Below are 17,383 nucleotides of genomic sequence, written 5' to 3'. Positions count from 1 at the left end.
CGTGTTAGCGGTATGCGGCAGGCTCGGACAGGGCAGCTTCATTCCACCCGAAAATGGTGATGTGATTACCACTCCGGCCCACAACAGACGTCACTTCTACAAAGCGTTGATTCGGTGGAGTTGTGTCATTTTCATCCAGCACATAGCGGATACCATCCCAGTCGTCGAAGAAGTACTCTTCCAGCAAAGGCAAAATTTTTAGTTTCATGATCGACGCCAACTCGTTCATTGTGGGCGTGGCCGTGAGAGGCATGAAAAAAGCGTGTCCTATCGTGAACTCCCGACCGCGTTCAGCCTGGATTCTTTGGTTGACCTTGATCATCCAGGCGCGAACGTTGACTCCAGGGACATTGACTGCAGAGATAGGACTGGCCATTCCAAAATCTGGCATCATTTCTTCGAACACAAAGCGTCGCCGCAATGCCACGTCCAGCGCGGCCAATGAGCGGTCGGCCGTGTTCATGGTGCCCACGATATACAAGTTGTCGGGTACGAAGAATTGCTCGCCTGAATACGGCAGCGTTACAGACAACACGTCCTGACTGCCCAAGCGTTTGTTGTCTTCAATCAGCGTGATCAGCTCTCCAAATATTTTCGAGATATTGCCGCGATTAATTTCATCGACGATTAGAACGAACACGCGCTCCTTCTCAGCCTGTTCATCGGCGTCACTCACCGTGGCGTCAAGAGGGTTGGATTTCCACTGTTCAATTTTTTGTAGAATTCGCCTGGCACCTTCTATTTTTTCAAAAATTTCGCTGCTGGATGTTAAGCTCTCATCTAAAGTTTCGCTGTAAAGATCTGCAAACTGATCAATACCACTAGTAGCGCCAAACCCTGCAGCGTATGCTGCCTTATGAAAAAGCGCTTTTCTGGCAATACGTTTAAATATTCCATTTCTGATTTTGTATTCAACTTCCTTGAGTTCATTGGTGTTGACGCGAATGCCTTCAATAAAGTCTTCGTACGAATAGCTTTGATGAAACGTGGTGAAAACGATATCCCCCTCTTTGCAGGCCTTGAAAAACTTCTGATGAGTGTTTCCTGAACCGTCTTGTAGGCCTAACAAATGAAGGCTTTTGACAGTGCTGCGATAAGTTTTTCCAGTTCCAGGAGGGCCAAAGAGAATCGAATTAAGGGGATTTACCGGATTTGCTGGATCAATGGGGCCGACGAGACCATCACCGATATTTATATGGCTAATAAGCTTTGGGTAAATCGGGCTTACGCTCGGCACTCCGTCCGGTCTGACTGCGTTCAATATGCTTTCGTGGTGTAGTGCATGCTGGATATGATTTTCCAATGAGGATAAAAAATCTGTCAGCCAAGTAGTGAGTGAATGGTGTAATACTTCAGGCGGGCCTTCAAATGCAATGCTTCCTTGTGCATCAATCGAAATCGGTGGCAAAATTATTTTCCATGTCCCTCCATTCGGAGTTATTGGTCCAATATGGCCATCCGAGGTTGCCTGTGTATTAAATATAACTTCTTTACTTTCTCTGTAGACAATATAAAAATTGGAGGCCTGATTTCCGTACGCTCCATAAACTAACCCGCATGAGGGTGCACGGAATCTCCTTTGGGCCCGACCAAAAAAATAAATCGGTGGCCCTTCGGGCCAGGCGCTATTGTCATACCCTGAATTGGTTGTTGCAGCGCTCGGTGTCAATTCGAGTAGCTTACTTGCAATTTTTCGGGCCATCTCGAACAGAGAATCTTGAGTCAAGCCGGTGTCGATAACACGTTGAAGCTGCTCTGAGCCAAAAAATTTACTTTTGAAATGATTATTGGCATCAATATTATTCTGTGAGTAATCCAAGAAGAACCTAATCCAGTTTGCAGCTCGCCCATGAGCAAGCTCGGTCTCCTGCCACGGTCTTTCAAAATCATTCGGGAGTTGATCGGTCCACAAGGTCATATTTATCTCCAAAAGGTTAACTACTCAGAATCCGCGCATAAAAACTCAACATCCCCATTTCCTCAACCGTGTTGCATTCAATCCCCTGCAATCCCGGTGACGCCACCACAATGGCCAGGCATTTCGCCCGCGACACAGCAACATTCAGCCGGTTTTTGCTGAACAGAAAGTCGATGCTGCGGGGCAGGTTGTCGGCATCGGAGGTGGTCATGGAGACGATGACCACGGCGGCTTCTTGTCCTTGGAACTTGTCCACCGTGCCCACGCGGGCGTCCTTGCCCAATGCAAGGCGCAGCGTGCGAACCTGGGCGTTGTAAGGGGCGACCACCAGAATGTCTTTTGGGGTGACGGGGCGGGTTTGTCCGTTTCGGTCGGTCCACTGCTGCTGAAGCAGGCTGTCAAACAGCTGTTTGATGCGGGTCGCTTCTTCAGGGGCCGACTGGCTGCGGTGCTCATGGGGCACCGCCACGTAAACGACACCCTGGGGGGCGAGGGTGGGGTCGGCGTTGGCCTGCAACACCAGCCCTTGCCTGGCGCATGCCGGGGCCGAGCTGAGGCGGCCTTCGTACACACCCTCTGAAATGGGACTGCAAATCTTCGGGTGCATGCGGTGGGTGGTGGCCAGAAAGATGCCTTGATGGGCAGGCACCGTGGCATGGGCTTGCATCAGGTAGTCCAGCACCGACAGGCCGCTGTCGCCGGGGTGAATGCCCTCGGTGGGTTGCGGCAGTTGCATCTGGTCGCCCAGCAGCACGATGTTGCGCGCGCAGCTGCCTGCCGCCACTGCGTCAGCCAATGACAGTTGGCTCGCCTCGTCAATGAACAGGTAGTCCCATTGTTGCGTTTGCGCCGGCCGACAGAACAACCAGGTGGTGCCCCCGGCCAGGCGGTGTTTGCTGGAGTCCAGCTCGTCATCCCTGATAACTTGAATACCCCGTGGCAGGGCGTCGTCGGCTTTCACCACCACCGCCTGCACAGGGGTGTTGGCGGCTTGGGTCCGCTCAAATGCAGCGCCCAGCAGATGGTTGATGACGGCATGGCTGTTGGCTGTGATGGCAACGGTTTTTCCGTCGGCCAGCAGGGCTGCGATCACATGCGCAGCCGTGGTGGTTTTGCCGGAGCCGGGTGGGCCCTGGATCACCAGGTGGCTGTTGTCGAGTCGGCGCACCGCTGTAAGCACGGCTTGCGGCGTGGGTGGTTCGCTCAGAATGCTTTCGTCAGCTGGTTGGCCGGCCAGCCGGGGTGCTTGCTGGCCGAGCAGTTTCAGCAAGGGGCCACCCGTCTCGAGGCCTCCGCTCAGCCGATGGATGAACGCATGGATGGCGTTCAGCTTGGGCGCGTCCGGGTAAAGATCCGCCAGACACAGCGTGAGGGTGGCGGGTGGGGCGGGCTGGCGAACGCCTCGGGTGAACGTGGCTTCCTGCCGGTCTGGGTCGTACACAAAATTCGCCACGGGCAGGCCATCGGTCAGGCAGGCAACGGTGGCGCCGGTGAACAGTTTGCTCTCTTGTTCGGGCACCTGGTAGGCATAACGCCAGCTGCGTGCCTCGGGTGTGACGGCCCCTGTGTGAGTCAACAGGGCCAGGCACTCCATGTCCTCCAGCAACTCGGCTTCTTCGCTGGCCAGGCGTTGGTACTGGCGCCAGATGCCGGGCAGGGCACAGCGCCAGTAAAAGCCCAACAATTGCCCAAGCAGTTCGGCGATTCTGTTGGCGCTCGCTCGCTGCTCGGGGGGGTGTTGTTGGGTCCAGGCGCTCAGGGCGGCGCGCGCTGCGGCTTCTTGCGCTTCCCGATGGCGTTGGGCGTCGTTTCTGGGCTGCTCTTCGATGGTTCCTGTGGCCGGCTCAAAGCGCGGGGTGCCAGCGGGACGCAACCGCTCCAGCCACTGGTGCAGTTGCCAGGTGGATTCAACGTCGTCCCGGTTGTAGGCGGCGATGTCGGCCAGCAGGAGGGCTTGTTCCTTGGCATCGCTGGTTTGGCGAAAGGCCTCGTACTTGACGATGCTGTCCCCGGCGTTGGCCACCGCACCAGCACGCGCGCCCCGGTAATACGCCTCCACCTGTTTGATGGAGTAGCTGGGCACAGCCAGAACCAGGCCACCGCCGACCACGCGGTACAAATCCACCAGCCGCCCTTCGCGCAGCAAACGGTCGCGCAGTTCGGTGCGTGTGTCGTGCACGCTCGAGAGCCGCTGAATGGCTGTTTTTTCGTAGGCTGCGTAGTGGTAGATGTGCGCTTTGGGGTGTTTGCGCAGGTGCGCTTCCACAAAGTCCATGAAGGCTTCGAAGGCTGCCTTTTCTTCTCTGCGGTTGTGCGCCCAAAAGGGTGCGAACGTCAGCTGGGCGGCTTGGTGGGTGGCTGCGGGTGGCTCGATGAGGCCCACACCAAACAGGTATTCGAGTCCACCCGTTTCGTGCGGGAAGCCCTCCATGTCGAAGTAAAGATCGCCCGCGTCGGGCTCGGGCAACAGGGCAAAGCCCTTGGGCTTGTCGCGGCCTGTCGCTGCGTCGGCCGGTTCGAGAGGATGTACGCGGCGTTGACCGTGGGCGTCGATCGGCGCGATTTGAAGATCTGCCTGGATTTTGAGCTTCTCCAGAACGCCAATGCCCGAGACCCTGCCAGTGCAGGCGGCCAGGCCCTGCTGGGTGGTGATGCCCGCTTTGCCCAGTTTGCCGATTTGGTCGCGGCGAATGTTGGCCACCAGGCACACATGGTCTTGCGCGACCCACTCTTGCTGGCAGTGGTTGCGCCAGCCGCATGAACCGCAGGCCGAGCAGGGCAGGGGTGTTGTGGCAGGCGGTTGGTGAACAAATGCTGCAAAGTCGTGGATGATCCGCTGCGCATGGTGGATGTAGTCGCTGGTGGGCAATTGAGCGGTGTTCGCTTCGTGCGGGGCCAAGCCGCGTCGACGTTTGCCCGCAGCATCCAATTCGCCGAGCACCACATGCAACCGCTTTGGAAGAACGCCTTGCTCGTGTTCGAGCAGGGTGGCGTAGAAACAAAGCTGCACCAAAAACTTGGCGCGGTTGGACTTGGCCAGTTTGGTGTCTGCAACCTCGTAGTGGTGTTGACCCAGATGCGATGGACCATCCACTCTGAACAGGAAGTCGGCGTAGCCCAGGAAAGGTGCCTGCAACAAGGCGGCCTGAAAGATCACCTCGGCACCGGCACGCATAGCCTGGCGGGTGGCCGCAACCTGCTCTTCAAGCGGCGAGGTTTTGTCGATCTCGACCACCTGCAGGCCTTGACCCTTCAGGGTCTGGAGGTAGCCTCGCTCATGCCGGTCGCCAAAGGTTTGCACCAGAGCCATGGCCGCATCAACCGGCGCAGGTTCTGCGCTCCAGCCCGCCAGCCTTCTCAAGTCCAGTGTGGTTCGGTGTTTGCATCCCAAGAATGCAACCACATCAGTCGCTGAAAAGAGATCCCGGTCGTGGCGTCGCTGCATGGCAATGGCGTCAGCCGGGCAGGCTGTCGTTCCTCAGAAGGCAGTGACTGTTGAACTTGCTGGATGGGCGACGCATGCTGTCCTTGTGGAAACGTTGGCTGCCAGCGACTTGCGTTCGGTCGGAACGGATCCTTGTCATCGCACCCCGTTGCTTCAAGTGGAAGACGCTGCGGACAGGCAGGTGATGACATCGCCCTCGAATCCGATGACGCCTTCGTGGTGACCCAGCAGTTCAATGTCCAGGGATGACTCTTCGGTCAGCGGCACGTCACCCAAGGCGCACATGACGGTCGCCATGAGCGCGCCGCTTTCCGTGCGCGTGATGCATTCGTCCAGATCAAAGACTTCAAACGCCCCGGCAAAGGGCGGTGAGTTCTGGAAACGGGCAGCGTTGACCAACAACACCTGCCCGTTACTGATTGTTTTGAAGGCGGTGGGCTGAAGCGGTCCGGACATGGGTGAATTCCTCGTGAAAGATTGGGATGGAACGAGCGCTGACCTCAGGCCGTTGGCCGCGGACCGCTAAAGGCACGGGACGCTGCAGCTCGCTTTCAGTCACGAGGGCTTTTTGGTCGGCAATATTTTTACCTTGAGTAATTTTTTGCTCTTTGATGCGACCTGTCAATCAATTTTGATAGTTTTATTGTTTTGCACCGGTTGAACGATGTCGGTGCGTTGTGCGCGTCTGACCCGAAGCGGCTGAAGAGAAGATTCAAGACGATGTTTGTCGTGATCAAGCGCTACGCTGTCATTGAAACCTGCGAGGCTCAATGGGGCATCGTGTGTTTTGGCGTTGCAAGGAGAGCGATTCGATCAAATCTCTACCGATTTGATTGACACCCATCAAATGTCATCAGACTAAAAACTGTTCAGTGATTCTCAATGAACCTGTTCGCCTGCAGCAGATGGGACCGAGTGCCGATATCCCGTCGGCGTCCGGTTCTCGAGGGGCTCTCATTGATAGCCTCAGTCGTACCATCGGCACAATTGTTTCAGCGCTTGGGTCGGTGCGGGAATCACCTGTTCACCCTGGCCCGTTTCTTTGAAAAAATAACATTTGGCCGGTTTGTCGCCGATCGCATCCTTGTCAGCGGCCACAAAGACGGAAAACGCTCCCTCAGGATCAAACCGCTGTCGGTCGGCGCTCAGGCGATGCGCCGTTCCAATCCAGGAGCAACAGTTGTTTCTGCCCATATCGACCAAATAGCCGCTGATCACCCGGGTGATGCCGTAGGTGACGCCAACTGGGGTCATCCGCCGGGTTCGCTGATCGATGTTGTAGTGCTGGGTCTCGCAATCGGCGCCGGCGCCGCAAGTGAGCGTGACGGCCACATCGTTGATGCCATCATGGTTCCAATCAACGATCTGAGTGACTCCCGACGAAAGCGACTCGCTGAGGGAAAACTGTTTTTTCCAGATCAACTGCATGGGCCGATCGGGATGGGATCGGTAATACACCTTCACGCGCCTTGACCCAGCTCCCTCATTGGTGGTCGTGGCAATCCGAAGGGCCGAGCCATCGGGATTGGTGGCGGATTTAACTTGGTGGTTGCTGGTCGTTTTGGCCGACACCGGCGCGAAGCACAGCAAGGCAACGGTCATTGCGATGACACAGGTGTAAAAGGATTTATTTCTCATTTTGGGTCATGGTTTGCATTCGAATTCACTCACCGCCGGCTTTTGGGCGCGTCCGAAGCTTGCGCTGCCCACACGACAAAATATGTCGTTTGAAAAAAGACGGGGTCTTGCCGGCCGTAGCTCCCCGGCGATGCGACATGAATTGTCGCGAAGGAACTTCAAGATAAGACGTACCAGCCTGATCACGACTTGCTCCCGATGGAGCAGCCTCCGAGAGAACCATGACCGACATTCACCGCTATTACATCGAGATTTGCAAGGGAACAGGTGTCCGTCGTGGCATTCATGTGTTTGCGCGGAGTGGACCTGAAGCGATCCGTCTGGCCGTGTAGAAAAATTCCGGGTTCCGCGTTGTGTACACCACCTTGCTGCGCTGAGCGCCAATGCGGGTTGGATACCAGCGTCTTCTGACCATGAAACTTCCCTGCTTCACAGCGCTGAAATCGAATGAGTGCGGCGAGGGCGTGGCACGCTCGTATGCCGCACGAATGTACCCCAACCCGAAGTTCTACAAGTATCGGTGGTGGATTTTTTGGGAGAACAGTCCAGTGGATGGAGATTCTTTTTTGCTTGATGAATATTCTTTGAATACCTTCACAGCAATGACATTGGCCAGCCAACTGGCAGCCCACAATTGACTCCATTGGATATACAACTGCCAACGTCCCCGGTCTGAACCGGGTGTCACGCCCTTTGATCCGGACAGCCCGCGTTGGTCAAGCACGGTATTTGCACCGCCTCTGTCTGAAGATGCCGACCCTGAATGGTGTGGTCATCGATAAAACAGCTGTCTGTTTGTGGAAGGCGTTGGTCTGTGCGGCAAATTTGGAATCAAGACAAATTCTTTCACATTGAGCATGCACACTGGGTTTCTTTAACAGGAGATCTCCACGCGTCACTTTGAAGCCACCATTTATCCCGGCAATGGAAGCCCCAGTTTTCGAGTTCAGTTTCAAGCGGAAGACTCCATTGAGGCTGCCTATCGAATGATTGCGCTCTACGGAGAAGGCAAGTTTGATTTTTTGAAGGCAATTTATCCTTGAACAGTCGCTTTGCAGCGTGAGTGTGATGGCCACGAATCGCCAATTCAAGTGCAAGGCGGGGCTGCGCACTGAGGTGGCGTTCACCTTGCACGCTCGTCGACGCCGGTCTGGCCACCAGATGCGATTTGGTCGATCGGCCACACGGGTCAGTGCCCGCCATCGCCTCCCTCGGGCGCCGCCGAGCTCCACTCGGCGCCCAGAACCTTCGCAATCGCTGCCAGGCCATCGGCTGCACCCATGGGCAGCCCTGCATCGAGCCGAGTCGGCACGGTGCAGTCGTTGGGGTTGATCCGAATCAGTCGCCCGCCGTGTTGGTGAATCACACGCCGACTGAAATGGCGTACCGTGGGCATCGCCGTGCCCGCGCCCAGTTCGATGACGACGGGCTGCGTCACCGCACAAAGCCACGCCTGCTGCCGTTTCGCCTGAGCTTCGGTGCGCTGATCGGTCCACCCCCAATCGGCAAACATCAACACATTCGGGCGTGCCAAGCCGCCGCAGGCCGGGCAGGCGGGTGGCGGGTTGCGCAGCTGGCAGCTCTGCTCATCCACGTCTGGCTGGAAGCTATCCGCAAGCCAGACCTCTTGGCTGCAGGGTTCAAGACACTGCAGGTGGTGAATGGATCCGTGGCACTCATGGATATGTGCCTGATCAAAACCTGGCTTCTGAAACTGACCATCCACGTTGCTCGTGAAAACGCTCAGGCCGTGAAGCATGCGGTCGCCCCATTGGCGGAGCAGATCGAAGCCGCGATGCGGCACCGTCTCACGGTACAAGGCCAGTCGATGACCATAAAACCCCCAGGCGCGCTCGGGCGAGGCGTGAAATGCCGCAGGAGACGCGATGTTCTCGAAGTCGATCTGCGCCTCCCGCAAGGCTGGGTAGGCTCGCCAGAACCCATCTTTGCCACGGAAGTCCGGCAACCCGGAGTCGACGCCCATGCCGGCGCCGGCTGCAACGATCAGCGCGTCGGCCTGCTGAATCAAACATGCCGCTCGCTCCACGGGGGACATGTCAATCGGCTCACTACAAGGTTCGTTCATTCCAGATTCTCTTCAGGTCCGCCGTGACGCGGGGGGAGGGCGATGCCACGTTCAACCGGCTTGATCTGCCGCCGAAACCATGGATCGGCGACCGGGACCTCCAGCGGGATCGCCCGGGCGGGCTGCATGCCGTTGTTCACAAGAATAGGGACTTCAACCGCCATGAGCTCATCTGCTGGGTCCGCCAAATGCTCAACCTGCTCCCTTGTGCAACAGGTCCGGGTGACAGCGACACACCCGTGGTCGTGAACGGTCCACCGGGTTTTTCTGATCAACATTTGGGCGCTGCGCCATCCGAATGTTGGCGTTGTTCAAATCCAATTGTCCCACCGGCTCGCAGCCGACGCGCGTGCAAAAAAATCAGGCCAGTTGACGCGGGTTTGGGACCGGCATGGTCGTGCCGATCCGGCAAGGCGGCACTGACTCTATCGCGCCCCTGGTGGTGTGACGCAGGCGGTGAAAACATCACAGCGCTTGAGCCACCCTTCCCTGTTTGCTGGCAGCTGTCCGGCAACAGACGTTGCCCCGACGCCAGCAGTGAGCGCGTTGCTGCACCGCCGTTCTCCGCACCATACTCACGGGCTTGCTCGCACCGAAGGCGCAGACGGCGGTCGTCCAGGTCGCGGTCACCCTGCAACTTCTTTCGCAACGGTACGCTCAACCCAGCCACTGGTTCAGCACAGCGTTGACGGTTAACAGTTCACATGAGGCGTGAAGCCGTTGCTGTCTCCTTGCCTGGACCGAAGAGCGAAAGCCTCCGCCATGCGCGGAGACACAGCTCCCGAGCCAATGCCGAGGCCGTGAATATTGACTTTTAACTGGGCCGGCGTGGTTGCCGATCCCCCCACTTGCTGGGGCCGGTTCCAAGGCGGTCCGTCGGACTGCTGGGTCGTCCGGGCCACTGTTGTTCTGCGAGCTTTGAGGCGTTGAGGGGGATGGAGCCGCCCGCAGGCAGGCGCCCGTTCTCCACTCTCGACAAAGAGACGCCCTTTGTCTCGATGGGGTTTTACGCTACGAACTGGACGCGCAGGATCCTTTTTGAAGGCAGATCTTTACCGCTGCATGGAGCACAACCCGTTTGTGTCGTCGCGCCAAATTGATTCAATCAAGATCAAGGCGCGTTCGATGGCTTTTCATTGACCAACACCATTTCTATCAAATGAAAAATCTTAGAAGAATCGCAACCGCGGGAGTCTCCTCGGGTTATCTCTGCATTGATTCGAGAACCAAGGGCTTCGCTCCCGGTGAATTGATCATTGTGGCGGCGACCCGCCCGGAAATGGGCGCCCATGTGTTTGTGATCAACATGGCAGAACACATCGCTGTTCAAGAAAAACTGCCCGTCTGTGTCTTTTTGATGGAGGAGGGTGCAACCCAAACATCATTGGCCTTGTTGCGTTCGGGCCTTCCCCTGCACAGGGAGGGTGAACCTGAAGCTGAGGTTGGCGCCACCGCTGAAGATGGGCCGGTTGCAGCAAAAGAATCGATGGTTGCCCAAGTTGGAAATTTGATCATTCAGGAGACACCGGGAATCACGCTCAGTGAATTGGCGGTCAGTTCGCGGCGTGCCGCCCAACAACATGGTCCGCTGGGGCTGGTGGTGGTGGATTCCCTGCAGCTCATGGGTCGTGAGGCGAGCGCCGCTGCCGAGGGCGCCACCGACCACAGTGCCGCCGCACAAGGGTTGAAAAAATTGGCCATGGAACTGCAGTGCCCTGTCATTGTGATGTCGCAGTTGAAGCCAGAGGTTGAAAGACGCACGTACAAGCGCCCCAAAATGCGGGATTTGCGCCAATGGGGTGCACTCGATGGTGAAGCGGATATGGTCGTTTTTCTGTACCGCGATGATTTTTACTACCCCAACTCCGTGTGGCCCGACGTTGTTGAAATCAACTTCCAGAAAAATCCACGCGGGCGCACCGGGAAACACCCCATGGTGTTGGTCACCGTGCGTGTTCCACAGATGGTGTGCGTGATGGTTGAAAACAACGGGGATTATGAATGAATAACCCAGGATGCATCAGGCTCCTGTGGTGACAGAGCATTCATCACAACAGGGCTCAAGTGCATCCATGGTTCAACGGGTTACTTGTACCATCGGCACAATTTTTTCAAGGCTTTGGTCGGCGCCGGTATGACCTGTTCACCTTTGCTTGTGGTCTTGTAAAAATAACATACGGCTGGTCTTTCCCCAACAAATTCTTTGTCAGCTGCCACAAAGACAGAAAATGCGGCCGCTGGTTCGAAACCCTGACGGTCCGCCTTCATTCGATATGCATTACCAATCCAAGAACAACAGTTGTTTCTGTTCATATCGACCAAATAACCACTGATGATCTGGGCGAAGAGGCCGGTAGTGCCGACGTGCACCATTTGCTGCGTTTTGAGATCAATCATGTAATTATTGACCTCGCAGTCAGCACCCGTTCCACAGTCGAGTGTGACTGACACATCGTTGATGCCATCTTGATTCCAATCGGTGATCTGAGTGATTCCCATCGAATACGATTCATTGAATGAATAATGATTCTTCCAGATCAGCTGCATTCGCTGACCATGGCGAGCTCGGTAGTACACCTTCACGTGTCTTGACTCGGCTCGCGCATCGGTGGTGGTCACAATCCGCAGCGCTGAACCGTCCGGATTGGTCGCAGACTCCACTTCTCGTCCACTGCTCGTTTTCGCCAGAGCTAACGAAACAGACAACAACGCGGCCGCCATTGCGGTGGCGCCGATAAAATAAAAGGTAAGCTTCATGTTTTGGTGAGCTTGGCTGATTGAACTTGGTTGATTGGGTCTGGCGCACTGTCGCTTTGTTTCGGAATCAACAGGGAAGAGGTCTTTTTTGCTGTTTGTGTTTCGCGCTGCGTCGGTCACTGTGGGCCTGTTGGCAAAAGTGCACCTAATATGCACCGTTCAAGCGACAAACTCTGTCGCTTGGAATGAAATGGCATGATCGGGGGGCGCACAATTCCGGCGACAGGCAAGCTGTTCTCTCAACGCCATGGTGTTGCTGGCCGCAGGGTGCTGGTGCCCTTGCAACACTGGCTTAGCCGGCGCAGCCATGCATGGAGCACCGATGATCAGTGGACGACCTCAAGACATCCTTTGTCGTCATGGCGTTCTAAAACAGGGAACAGCTGCTTGGTGGCGCCCACGATGACCTGGATTCAAGTAGAGCCAACATGGCCAGCGTTTTCCGCTGCCACAACACGAATTTCAGGTGAGCGGGTAGCGAACGCAGCATTCGTATCTTTGCTCCCTGTGGCTTCGAAACCGGCCCTCAGGCCCTACAGCAAAATCCGGGATTCTGCGTTGTACAGACTACACAGTTGCGTTGAATACCGAAACATCCAGACAATGGCTTTTACAGACCATGAAACTTCCCCGCTTCACATCCCTGCAATTGAGCAACTGCGGTGATGGATGTTCTCACTCTTATGCCCAGCCGATGCACTCCGATCCCCGCTTCTACAAATACCTGTGGTGGGTTTTCTGGGAGAACAGTCCGTTGGACGGAGCGCCATTTTTACGGGATGAGTATTCTTTGAATACCTTCACGGCCATGTCCCTTGCAAACCAGTTATCAGCAGACAAACTGCCGCATTGGATATACAACCAACAACACCCCCGGTTTGATCCGGGCGTCACGCCCTTTGATCGTCATCACCCGCGTTGGAGGAACACGGTGTTTGCACCTGCCTTGTCTCAGGACCCCGACCCTGAATGGTGTGGTTATCGATGAAGTTGCGAGCGGTGCTGGGTGAGGTTGGGTTGTGGCTGCTGTAATAAACTGCTTGACGCGTATTAACTGAGTTGGGCCTGGTTTATTCATATCGAGCATACTTGCTTCACCACGCCAATCCATGCTATTGCTTCATTGTTTTGAAGGCGCCTTCATCCGCGCAGTGGTGATCCCCATCTTAAATTTCAGCGCCAAGCTCAACGGTTCGATCAATGGAGATTTTTTGTCCAAACCGGGAAGGGCAAGAATATTCTCACCGTCATCATGATGATGTGGGCACCAGAAAAAGTCGTGTTCATTGATACCTTATGCCGAAGAATTTTTTTGCCACTTGACATGCCCTTCACGCAGCAGCCCCGTCTCTGGCTCGACATAGAAATTATCGATGTAATCGCATGGATTGTGGGGCACACCCCAAGTACAAACTCGTCCCTCGGTTGATCGGAAGGTATGCACAACAACATCCGATTTCAGGAAAAACATCATATCGTCTTGTTTTTTTGAGTTGGAAGTCAAATGCTTTCTGATATCAGAGTAAATGTCATCCCACGGTTGACCCACGCATGACTGCAAGTAGCGGCGCAATGGAATCATATTCATATCGAACATATTGACATCATATCCCAATGTAAAGCATCGCATGGGCAAAACTCGACTGCTGAATACATCGCACACGTCGCCGTGTTCATCCATTTTGAATTTTTTGGCTCGGCGATAGGCATTTCTTTGCTTGCGCAGCATGCGCGCTGAAAGCCGTGCGTGTTCGTGGGGGACGCGCGCCCGATCTAGGAGGATTTTTTGCATATCGTATTTCAAGTGGCGCTCCTTCCAGCGGGCAGATGGCTTTGACTGCTTCAAGGATGCACTGTTCACGCGACAAATCATGTCGTGTGACATGAGTTAGTGCGCGTAGGGTGAAGCGCATCCGATCCCGAGCCCCTCCATTTTGAGCGCAATGACGGGAGGGCTATTGGGCTATCGGCAAGGTCGCCGCGGCAATGTGGCTGGATGGCGCGGTGTTCGGTTATTCCTGTTGCAGCTCCGCGCCACGTACGAGGACGCTATTTGTCGCCACAGGATTCCACAATGGGGCGCCTGAGGTTGGCTTCACCCATGCCCGCCTGCATCAACCCCAGGAGCACCATGGCTGACATTCGTCGCTACTACATTGAAATCAACAAGGGCACAGGTGGCAACCGCGGCATCCATGTTTTTGCGCGTAGTGGATGTGAGGCCGCCGTTCTGGCGGCGCAGCGCAATCCGGGTTTTCGCGTGGTGTACATCACTTTGTTGCGCTGACTCTCAAATGATCTGAGGGGCAATGCCTGCAGGCAAGGACACGGCCATCACATCACCGGGTCGGCGCGCCTCGGGATGGCTGCCACTGATCAGCAGACGCAACTCAGAGCCGCATGACTCAGGCGACAGCCAGAACACCCACAGAGCGCTGGCTCGTCGGGCGCTGGTGCTCGACGGCCGAGCGCAGCGCCTGCAGAACGTGCTCGGGACTGTTCGGGACGATCAGGCGGCCGCGGCGCAGCACCTGCTCAGTTTCGCCCGGCGTCAACGGCCGAAGCGCGGCCCGGCGACTTGCGTTCACCCGATCGGCGCCGGTCAACCCCAGACGCTCGCAGGCGCTGATGAACATCTGCCGGGCCATGTCGGACTTAAGTAGTCGGCCCTGATTTATTCGTTTTCAGAGGGCGGCCAGTCGTGGTGCCGGCTGCCTGAATGCGTGGACGGCGAGTTTGCGCAGTATGCGAGCCCAGTTGGGCGATAGGGCTGCGGCTTGGCACAGGCGCAAATAAAGCCGCCGCAAGAAGGCCACCCCCTTCTTGGCAATCATCCGAAGCAGCCAACGCAGGTTGTAGCCCGCCGCACACAGCACCGCGTGCAGTCTGTCCCCTTGTTCGCCTTTCAAGTGGCAGCGATTCATGCGGTGGTCCGCCTTCAAGTGCCCGATGATCGGCTCGATCGCCTGGCGCCTCTTGAGCAGCTTTCTCTCCTGGGTCGTGAGCGTCTTGTACTTGCCCCGGTGCTTGATGGCCACCCCTGGGTTGTCCGCATCCACGCCCCGGTAACCCAGGTCCACATACGCCGTGGCGGGCTTGCACCCCGTGTCCTGCATCAGGATGGTGGCCTGCTCCAGTTGAGCGTTGAGCGTATGGCCATCAAACGGGTTGCCGGTAAACGCCCGTGCGCCCACGATCAGGTTGTGCTTCAAGGTCGCAGCAATGCCCACCTTCACGCCGAATTCGTAGGGCGTCCTGCTCTTGCCCTTGGCAATGCACTCCACCTCGGGGGCGTGCCATGCGTAGAGCTTGGATGCCCCGCTGGTGTTCTTGCGGCTGCGCGATTGATCGGCAATGCGCTGCGCCTTCGCCAGCGCGCCGCCCAAGGCCTGACGAACCGCTGTGCTCAGCCCACTGGCCTTGCGTTCGATCTCACGCACCAGGCGCCCCTGCACCGTGCTCTGGCGCTTGATCACCCGGCGCATGCGCTTGAACTGCTTGGCGTGCGCGTACCGCCCGGCCTTGAAGCGCAGCAGCTGGCCCTCCTTGGCGAAGGTCTGCTTGAGCTCGATGCCAGCGCCCTGCGCAGCATCCACCAGCTTGGCGCGCGCCGTCTCCAGCAGCTTGGAGTCCGTGGGGTGCGCCACGGCCTTCTCCTGCACGGTGGAGTCCACCACCACGGTGGCCAGCGCGGACGCGGGAATCAGCTCGAGCGAGACGGCCAAGTTCACCGTCTGCGCCAGCAACTCCTCCACGCCTTCTTCGCCGAGCAAGCGGCGGAACTTGACCAGGGTGGTGGCGTCGCAGGGCAGGCGCTCCTCGTAGTAAGACTGGCCCGAGAAGTACTGCCAGCGAGGCGTCTCGCTCCAGCGCTCCACCACAGCCTCGTCGCTGAGGTTAAACGCGTGCTTGAGGTAGAGCAGCGCGATCATGGTGCGCAGGGGCACGCGCGGGCGCCCGGCGTTGGACTTGCAGCTCAAAGCTGCGTGACTCAGGCGACAACTACCTTGACGCGCGCCGAGTGCCAAGATGAATGTGCAGAGAAGTCCATTTCAATCTTTATGGAAGGAGAAGTCCCATGAACAACGTCACACGAGTCGGCGTCGATTTGGCCAAGAACGTCATCCAGGTCCATGCGGTCGATGCCGCTGGCAGGGTTGTCACGAACCGGGCGCTTAAGCGTGAGAAGTTCCTGGCTTGGTGCACCGATCTGCCCCCAGGCTGCCTCGTGGCTATGGAGGCCTGCACCGGTGCCCATCACTGGTGCCGCAAGCTGATCGAGCGTGGGTTTGATGCCCGCATGATTCCTGCACAGTTGGTCGCGCCATATCGGATTCAGGGCAAGACGGGCAAGAACGACGCCAACGATGCCGCCGCCGTCTGCGAGGCTGCCACCCGAGCGCACATGACCTTCGTGTCTCCCAAGACGCTGAACCAGCAGGGCATGTTGTGCGTACACCGGCTGCGCGAAGGTCTCAAGGAAGAACGCACGGCCTGCATCAATCGCATCCGAGGTCTGCTGGCCGAGTTCGGGGTGGTGCTGCCACAAAAGCCTGCGGTCCTTCGCCAGAATCTCAACGACGTGCTGGAGGACGCCAGCAACGACATCGCTGGAATGGCCCGCCTGGTGCTACAAAGAGCCCAAGAACACTGGCGCGAGCTTGAGGCTCATATCCAGTGGTGTGATCAGCGCATTGCCACCCATCAAAAGGACGACGAGCAAGTCCAGCGCGCTGCCGAGCTCAAGGGGGTTGGCACCATCACCGCGTCAGCCATCGTGGCTACGGTCGGTGACTTCAAACAGTTCAAGAACGGCGCTCAGTTCGGTGCTTGGCTGGGACTGACACCCAAACAAAATTCCAGTGGCGGCAAGGCCAGTCTGGGCAGCATCACCAAACGAGGGGATAACTATTTGCGAACTCTGCTGATACAGGGGGCCAAGGCTGCCTTGTTCAAAGGGATCAACAATGTCGACCCGATCTCTCAATGGGTGCAGCGGCTGCGCGAGCGTTGTGGATGGCAGAAGGCTGCGGTGGCACTTGCAAACAAGAACGCACGAATACTCTGGGCCGTCATGACCAAAAACAAACGCTACGACGCTCACCATGTCAGCATCCCTCCTGGCGGAGAGATACCAGCAGCAGCGTGACCGTCTAGGACGCGGCGACGTCCGCCACGAATCTATTTCTTTGCCAGACGATAAGTCGAAGATGCATTGAACAGGTCAGACCGGCAGCAGGCAAGCTCGAATAGTTGTCAGTGAGCACAGTGTGTATCACGCGAGACGAATGGAGCCCTGCTGAGCGGTTCGTATCTGGGGCCGCACCAAGTGCAACAAGCCCGACTGTAGATGTGCAGTCTGTTCCTCGTTTCAAGCAGTTCGGAAAGCGTCGGCAACAAGGAAGTCACACTATCTGGAAACTCACACCCAACCACGCTTGACTACGAGGGAAGTCCCTGTAGACATCTATTCTGACGCGGGGGGGGGGGTGATATACGCGTGCACGTACCGACGCTTCGACAAATTTGGAAAGTGTTT

At 56.9% G+C, this 17,383-nt stretch carries 16 protein-coding genes and 1 pseudogene; 5 read left to right on the top strand and 12 right to left on the bottom strand.

Annotated features, from left to right (window positions below; all coding sequences use genetic code 11):
• Positions 1-4: 4 nt before the first annotated feature.
• The 4 genes from QUV35_RS12945 to QUV35_RS12930 all read right to left on the bottom strand — a co-directional run bounded on the left by QUV35_RS12945 (position 5) and on the right by QUV35_RS12930 (position 6,965).
• Entirely contained in the window at positions 5-1,918 is a 1,914-nt protein-coding gene (locus QUV35_RS12945; RefSeq protein ID WP_300874598.1) for an AAA family ATPase, read from the bottom strand.
• A 16-nt stretch (positions 1,919-1,934) separates the two neighbouring features.
• Positions 1,935-5,363 carry a TM0106 family RecB-like putative nuclease gene (locus QUV35_RS12940; RefSeq protein WP_300874595.1) on the bottom strand — a complete coding sequence of 1,143 codons (3,429 nt, stop codon included), beginning with the start codon at positions 5,361-5,363 and terminating at the stop codon, positions 1,935-1,937.
• A gap of 153 nt (positions 5,364-5,516) precedes the next feature.
• Positions 5,517-5,819 (bottom strand): hypothetical protein, encoded by a 303-nt coding sequence (locus QUV35_RS12935; protein WP_300874592.1) that lies wholly within the window; start codon positions 5,817-5,819, stop codon positions 5,517-5,519.
• A gap of 510 nt (positions 5,820-6,329) precedes the next feature.
• The gene (locus QUV35_RS12930; protein ID WP_300874589.1) at positions 6,330-6,965 is read right to left on the bottom strand and encodes a hypothetical protein; all 636 of its coding nucleotides are present in this window, start codon (positions 6,963-6,965) and stop codon (positions 6,330-6,332) included.
• Positions 6,966-7,414: 449 nt separating this feature from the next.
• Here QUV35_RS12930 and QUV35_RS12925 point away from each other — a divergent pair, with 449 nt between their 5' ends.
• Positions 7,415-7,639, top strand: coding sequence for a hypothetical protein (locus QUV35_RS12925; RefSeq protein WP_300874586.1), 225 nt, complete (start codon positions 7,415-7,417; stop codon positions 7,637-7,639).
• Between the two features lie 78 nt (positions 7,640-7,717).
• Here the strand turns inward: QUV35_RS12925 and QUV35_RS12920 are convergent, their stop codons facing one another.
• The 3 genes from QUV35_RS12920 to QUV35_RS12910 all read right to left on the bottom strand — a co-directional run bounded on the left by QUV35_RS12920 (position 7,718) and on the right by QUV35_RS12910 (position 9,251).
• Positions 7,718-8,128, bottom strand: a complete 411-nt coding sequence (locus QUV35_RS12920) for a hypothetical protein (RefSeq protein ID WP_300874583.1) — start codon at positions 8,126-8,128, stop codon at positions 7,718-7,720.
• Between the two features lie 62 nt (positions 8,129-8,190).
• The gene (locus QUV35_RS12915; RefSeq protein ID WP_300874580.1) at positions 8,191-9,087 is read right to left on the bottom strand and encodes a Sir2 family NAD-dependent protein deacetylase; all 897 of its coding nucleotides are present in this window, start codon (positions 9,085-9,087) and stop codon (positions 8,191-8,193) included.
• On the bottom strand, positions 9,084-9,251 hold the full coding sequence (locus QUV35_RS12910) for a hypothetical protein (protein ID WP_300874577.1): 168 nt from the start codon (positions 9,249-9,251) through the stop codon (positions 9,084-9,086). Before QUV35_RS12910 ends, QUV35_RS12915 begins: the two co-directional genes overlap by 4 nt.
• A gap of 995 nt (positions 9,252-10,246) precedes the next feature.
• On the opposite strand from QUV35_RS12910, the gene QUV35_RS12905 reads away from it, so the two are divergent.
• Positions 10,247-11,092 (top strand): DnaB-like helicase C-terminal domain-containing protein, encoded by an 846-nt coding sequence (locus QUV35_RS12905; RefSeq protein ID WP_300874574.1) that lies wholly within the window; start codon positions 10,247-10,249, stop codon positions 11,090-11,092.
• A gap of 80 nt (positions 11,093-11,172) precedes the next feature.
• On the opposite strand, the gene QUV35_RS12900 is transcribed toward QUV35_RS12905, so the two are convergent.
• Positions 11,173-11,964, bottom strand: a complete 792-nt coding sequence (locus QUV35_RS12900; RefSeq protein WP_300874571.1) for a hypothetical protein — start codon at positions 11,962-11,964, stop codon at positions 11,173-11,175.
• A gap of 460 nt (positions 11,965-12,424) precedes the next feature.
• On the opposite strand from QUV35_RS12900, the gene QUV35_RS12895 reads away from it, so the two are divergent.
• On the top strand, positions 12,425-12,832 hold the full coding sequence (locus tag QUV35_RS12895) for a hypothetical protein (protein WP_300874568.1): 408 nt from the start codon (positions 12,425-12,427) through the stop codon (positions 12,830-12,832).
• Between the two features lie 306 nt (positions 12,833-13,138).
• Here the strand turns inward: QUV35_RS12895 and QUV35_RS12890 are convergent, their stop codons facing one another.
• Complete coding sequence (locus QUV35_RS12890) at positions 13,139-13,705, bottom strand: hypothetical protein (protein ID WP_300874565.1); 567 nt, start codon at positions 13,703-13,705, stop codon at positions 13,139-13,141.
• Positions 13,706-13,975: 270 nt separating this feature from the next.
• Between QUV35_RS12890 and QUV35_RS12885 the strand changes: the two genes are divergently transcribed.
• Complete coding sequence (locus tag QUV35_RS12885) at positions 13,976-14,131, top strand: hypothetical protein (protein WP_300874562.1); 156 nt, start codon at positions 13,976-13,978, stop codon at positions 14,129-14,131.
• Positions 14,132-14,249: 118 nt separating this feature from the next.
• On the opposite strand, the gene QUV35_RS12880 is transcribed toward QUV35_RS12885, so the two are convergent.
• Together QUV35_RS12880 and QUV35_RS12875 are read right to left on the bottom strand one after the other, a co-directional pair.
• Positions 14,250-14,492: a hypothetical protein gene (locus tag QUV35_RS12880; protein ID WP_300874560.1), complete on the bottom strand. Its 243-nt coding sequence runs from the start codon at positions 14,490-14,492 to the stop codon at positions 14,250-14,252.
• Positions 14,493-14,627: 135 nt separating this feature from the next.
• Positions 14,628-15,806 (bottom strand): annotated as a pseudogene (locus QUV35_RS12875) (IS5 family transposase); the annotation flags it as partial.
• Between the two features lie 116 nt (positions 15,807-15,922).
• Here QUV35_RS12875 and QUV35_RS12870 point away from each other — a divergent pair.
• On the top strand, positions 15,923-16,993 hold the full coding sequence (locus tag QUV35_RS12870; protein WP_300874557.1) for an IS110 family transposase: 1,071 nt from the start codon (positions 15,923-15,925) through the stop codon (positions 16,991-16,993).
• Positions 16,994-17,100: 107 nt separating this feature from the next.
• Here the strand turns inward: QUV35_RS12870 and QUV35_RS18925 are convergent, their stop codons facing one another.
• Positions 17,101-17,253 (bottom strand): hypothetical protein, encoded by a 153-nt coding sequence (locus QUV35_RS18925; protein WP_366945435.1) that lies wholly within the window; start codon positions 17,251-17,253, stop codon positions 17,101-17,103.
• Positions 17,254-17,383 lie beyond the last annotated feature (130 nt).

Source organism: Hydrogenophaga sp. (genome assembly GCF_030373225.1).
GTDB lineage: Bacteria > Pseudomonadota > Gammaproteobacteria > Burkholderiales > Burkholderiaceae_C > Hydrogenophaga.
Note: the sequence above shows the minus strand (reverse complement) of the source record. Positions and strands in the feature narration are given on the sequence as shown.

What these genes read in the sequence shown, in the direction of transcription:
- QUV35_RS12945 (WP_300874598.1), bottom strand. Translation starts at nt 1,918, where the DNA reads ATGACCTTGTGGACCGATCAACTCCCGAATGATTTTGAAAGACCGTGG.
- QUV35_RS12940 (WP_300874595.1), bottom strand. Translation starts at nt 5,363, where the DNA reads ATGCAGCGACGCCACGACCGGGATCTCTTTTCAGCGACTGATGTGGTT.
- QUV35_RS12885 (WP_300874562.1), top strand. Translation starts at nt 13,976, where the DNA reads ATGGCTGACATTCGTCGCTACTACATTGAAATCAACAAGGGCACAGGT.
- QUV35_RS12925 (WP_300874586.1), top strand. Translation starts at nt 7,415, where the DNA reads ATGAAACTTCCCTGCTTCACAGCGCTGAAATCGAATGAGTGCGGCGAG.
- QUV35_RS12870 (WP_300874557.1), top strand. Translation starts at nt 15,923, where the DNA reads ATGAACAACGTCACACGAGTCGGCGTCGATTTGGCCAAGAACGTCATC.
- QUV35_RS12915 (WP_300874580.1), bottom strand. Translation starts at nt 9,087, where the DNA reads ATGAACGAACCTTGTAGTGAGCCGATTGACATGTCCCCCGTGGAGCGA.
- QUV35_RS12935 (WP_300874592.1), bottom strand. Translation starts at nt 5,819, where the DNA reads ATGTCCGGACCGCTTCAGCCCACCGCCTTCAAAACAATCAGTAACGGG.
- QUV35_RS12910 (WP_300874577.1), bottom strand. Translation starts at nt 9,251, where the DNA reads ATGGCGGTTGAAGTCCCTATTCTTGTGAACAACGGCATGCAGCCCGCC.
- QUV35_RS12880 (WP_300874560.1), bottom strand. Translation starts at nt 14,492, where the DNA reads ATGGCCCGGCAGATGTTCATCAGCGCCTGCGAGCGTCTGGGGTTGACC.
- QUV35_RS12930 (WP_300874589.1), bottom strand. Translation starts at nt 6,965, where the DNA reads ATGACCGTTGCCTTGCTGTGCTTCGCGCCGGTGTCGGCCAAAACGACC.
- QUV35_RS12905 (WP_300874574.1), top strand. Translation starts at nt 10,247, where the DNA reads ATGAAAAATCTTAGAAGAATCGCAACCGCGGGAGTCTCCTCGGGTTAT.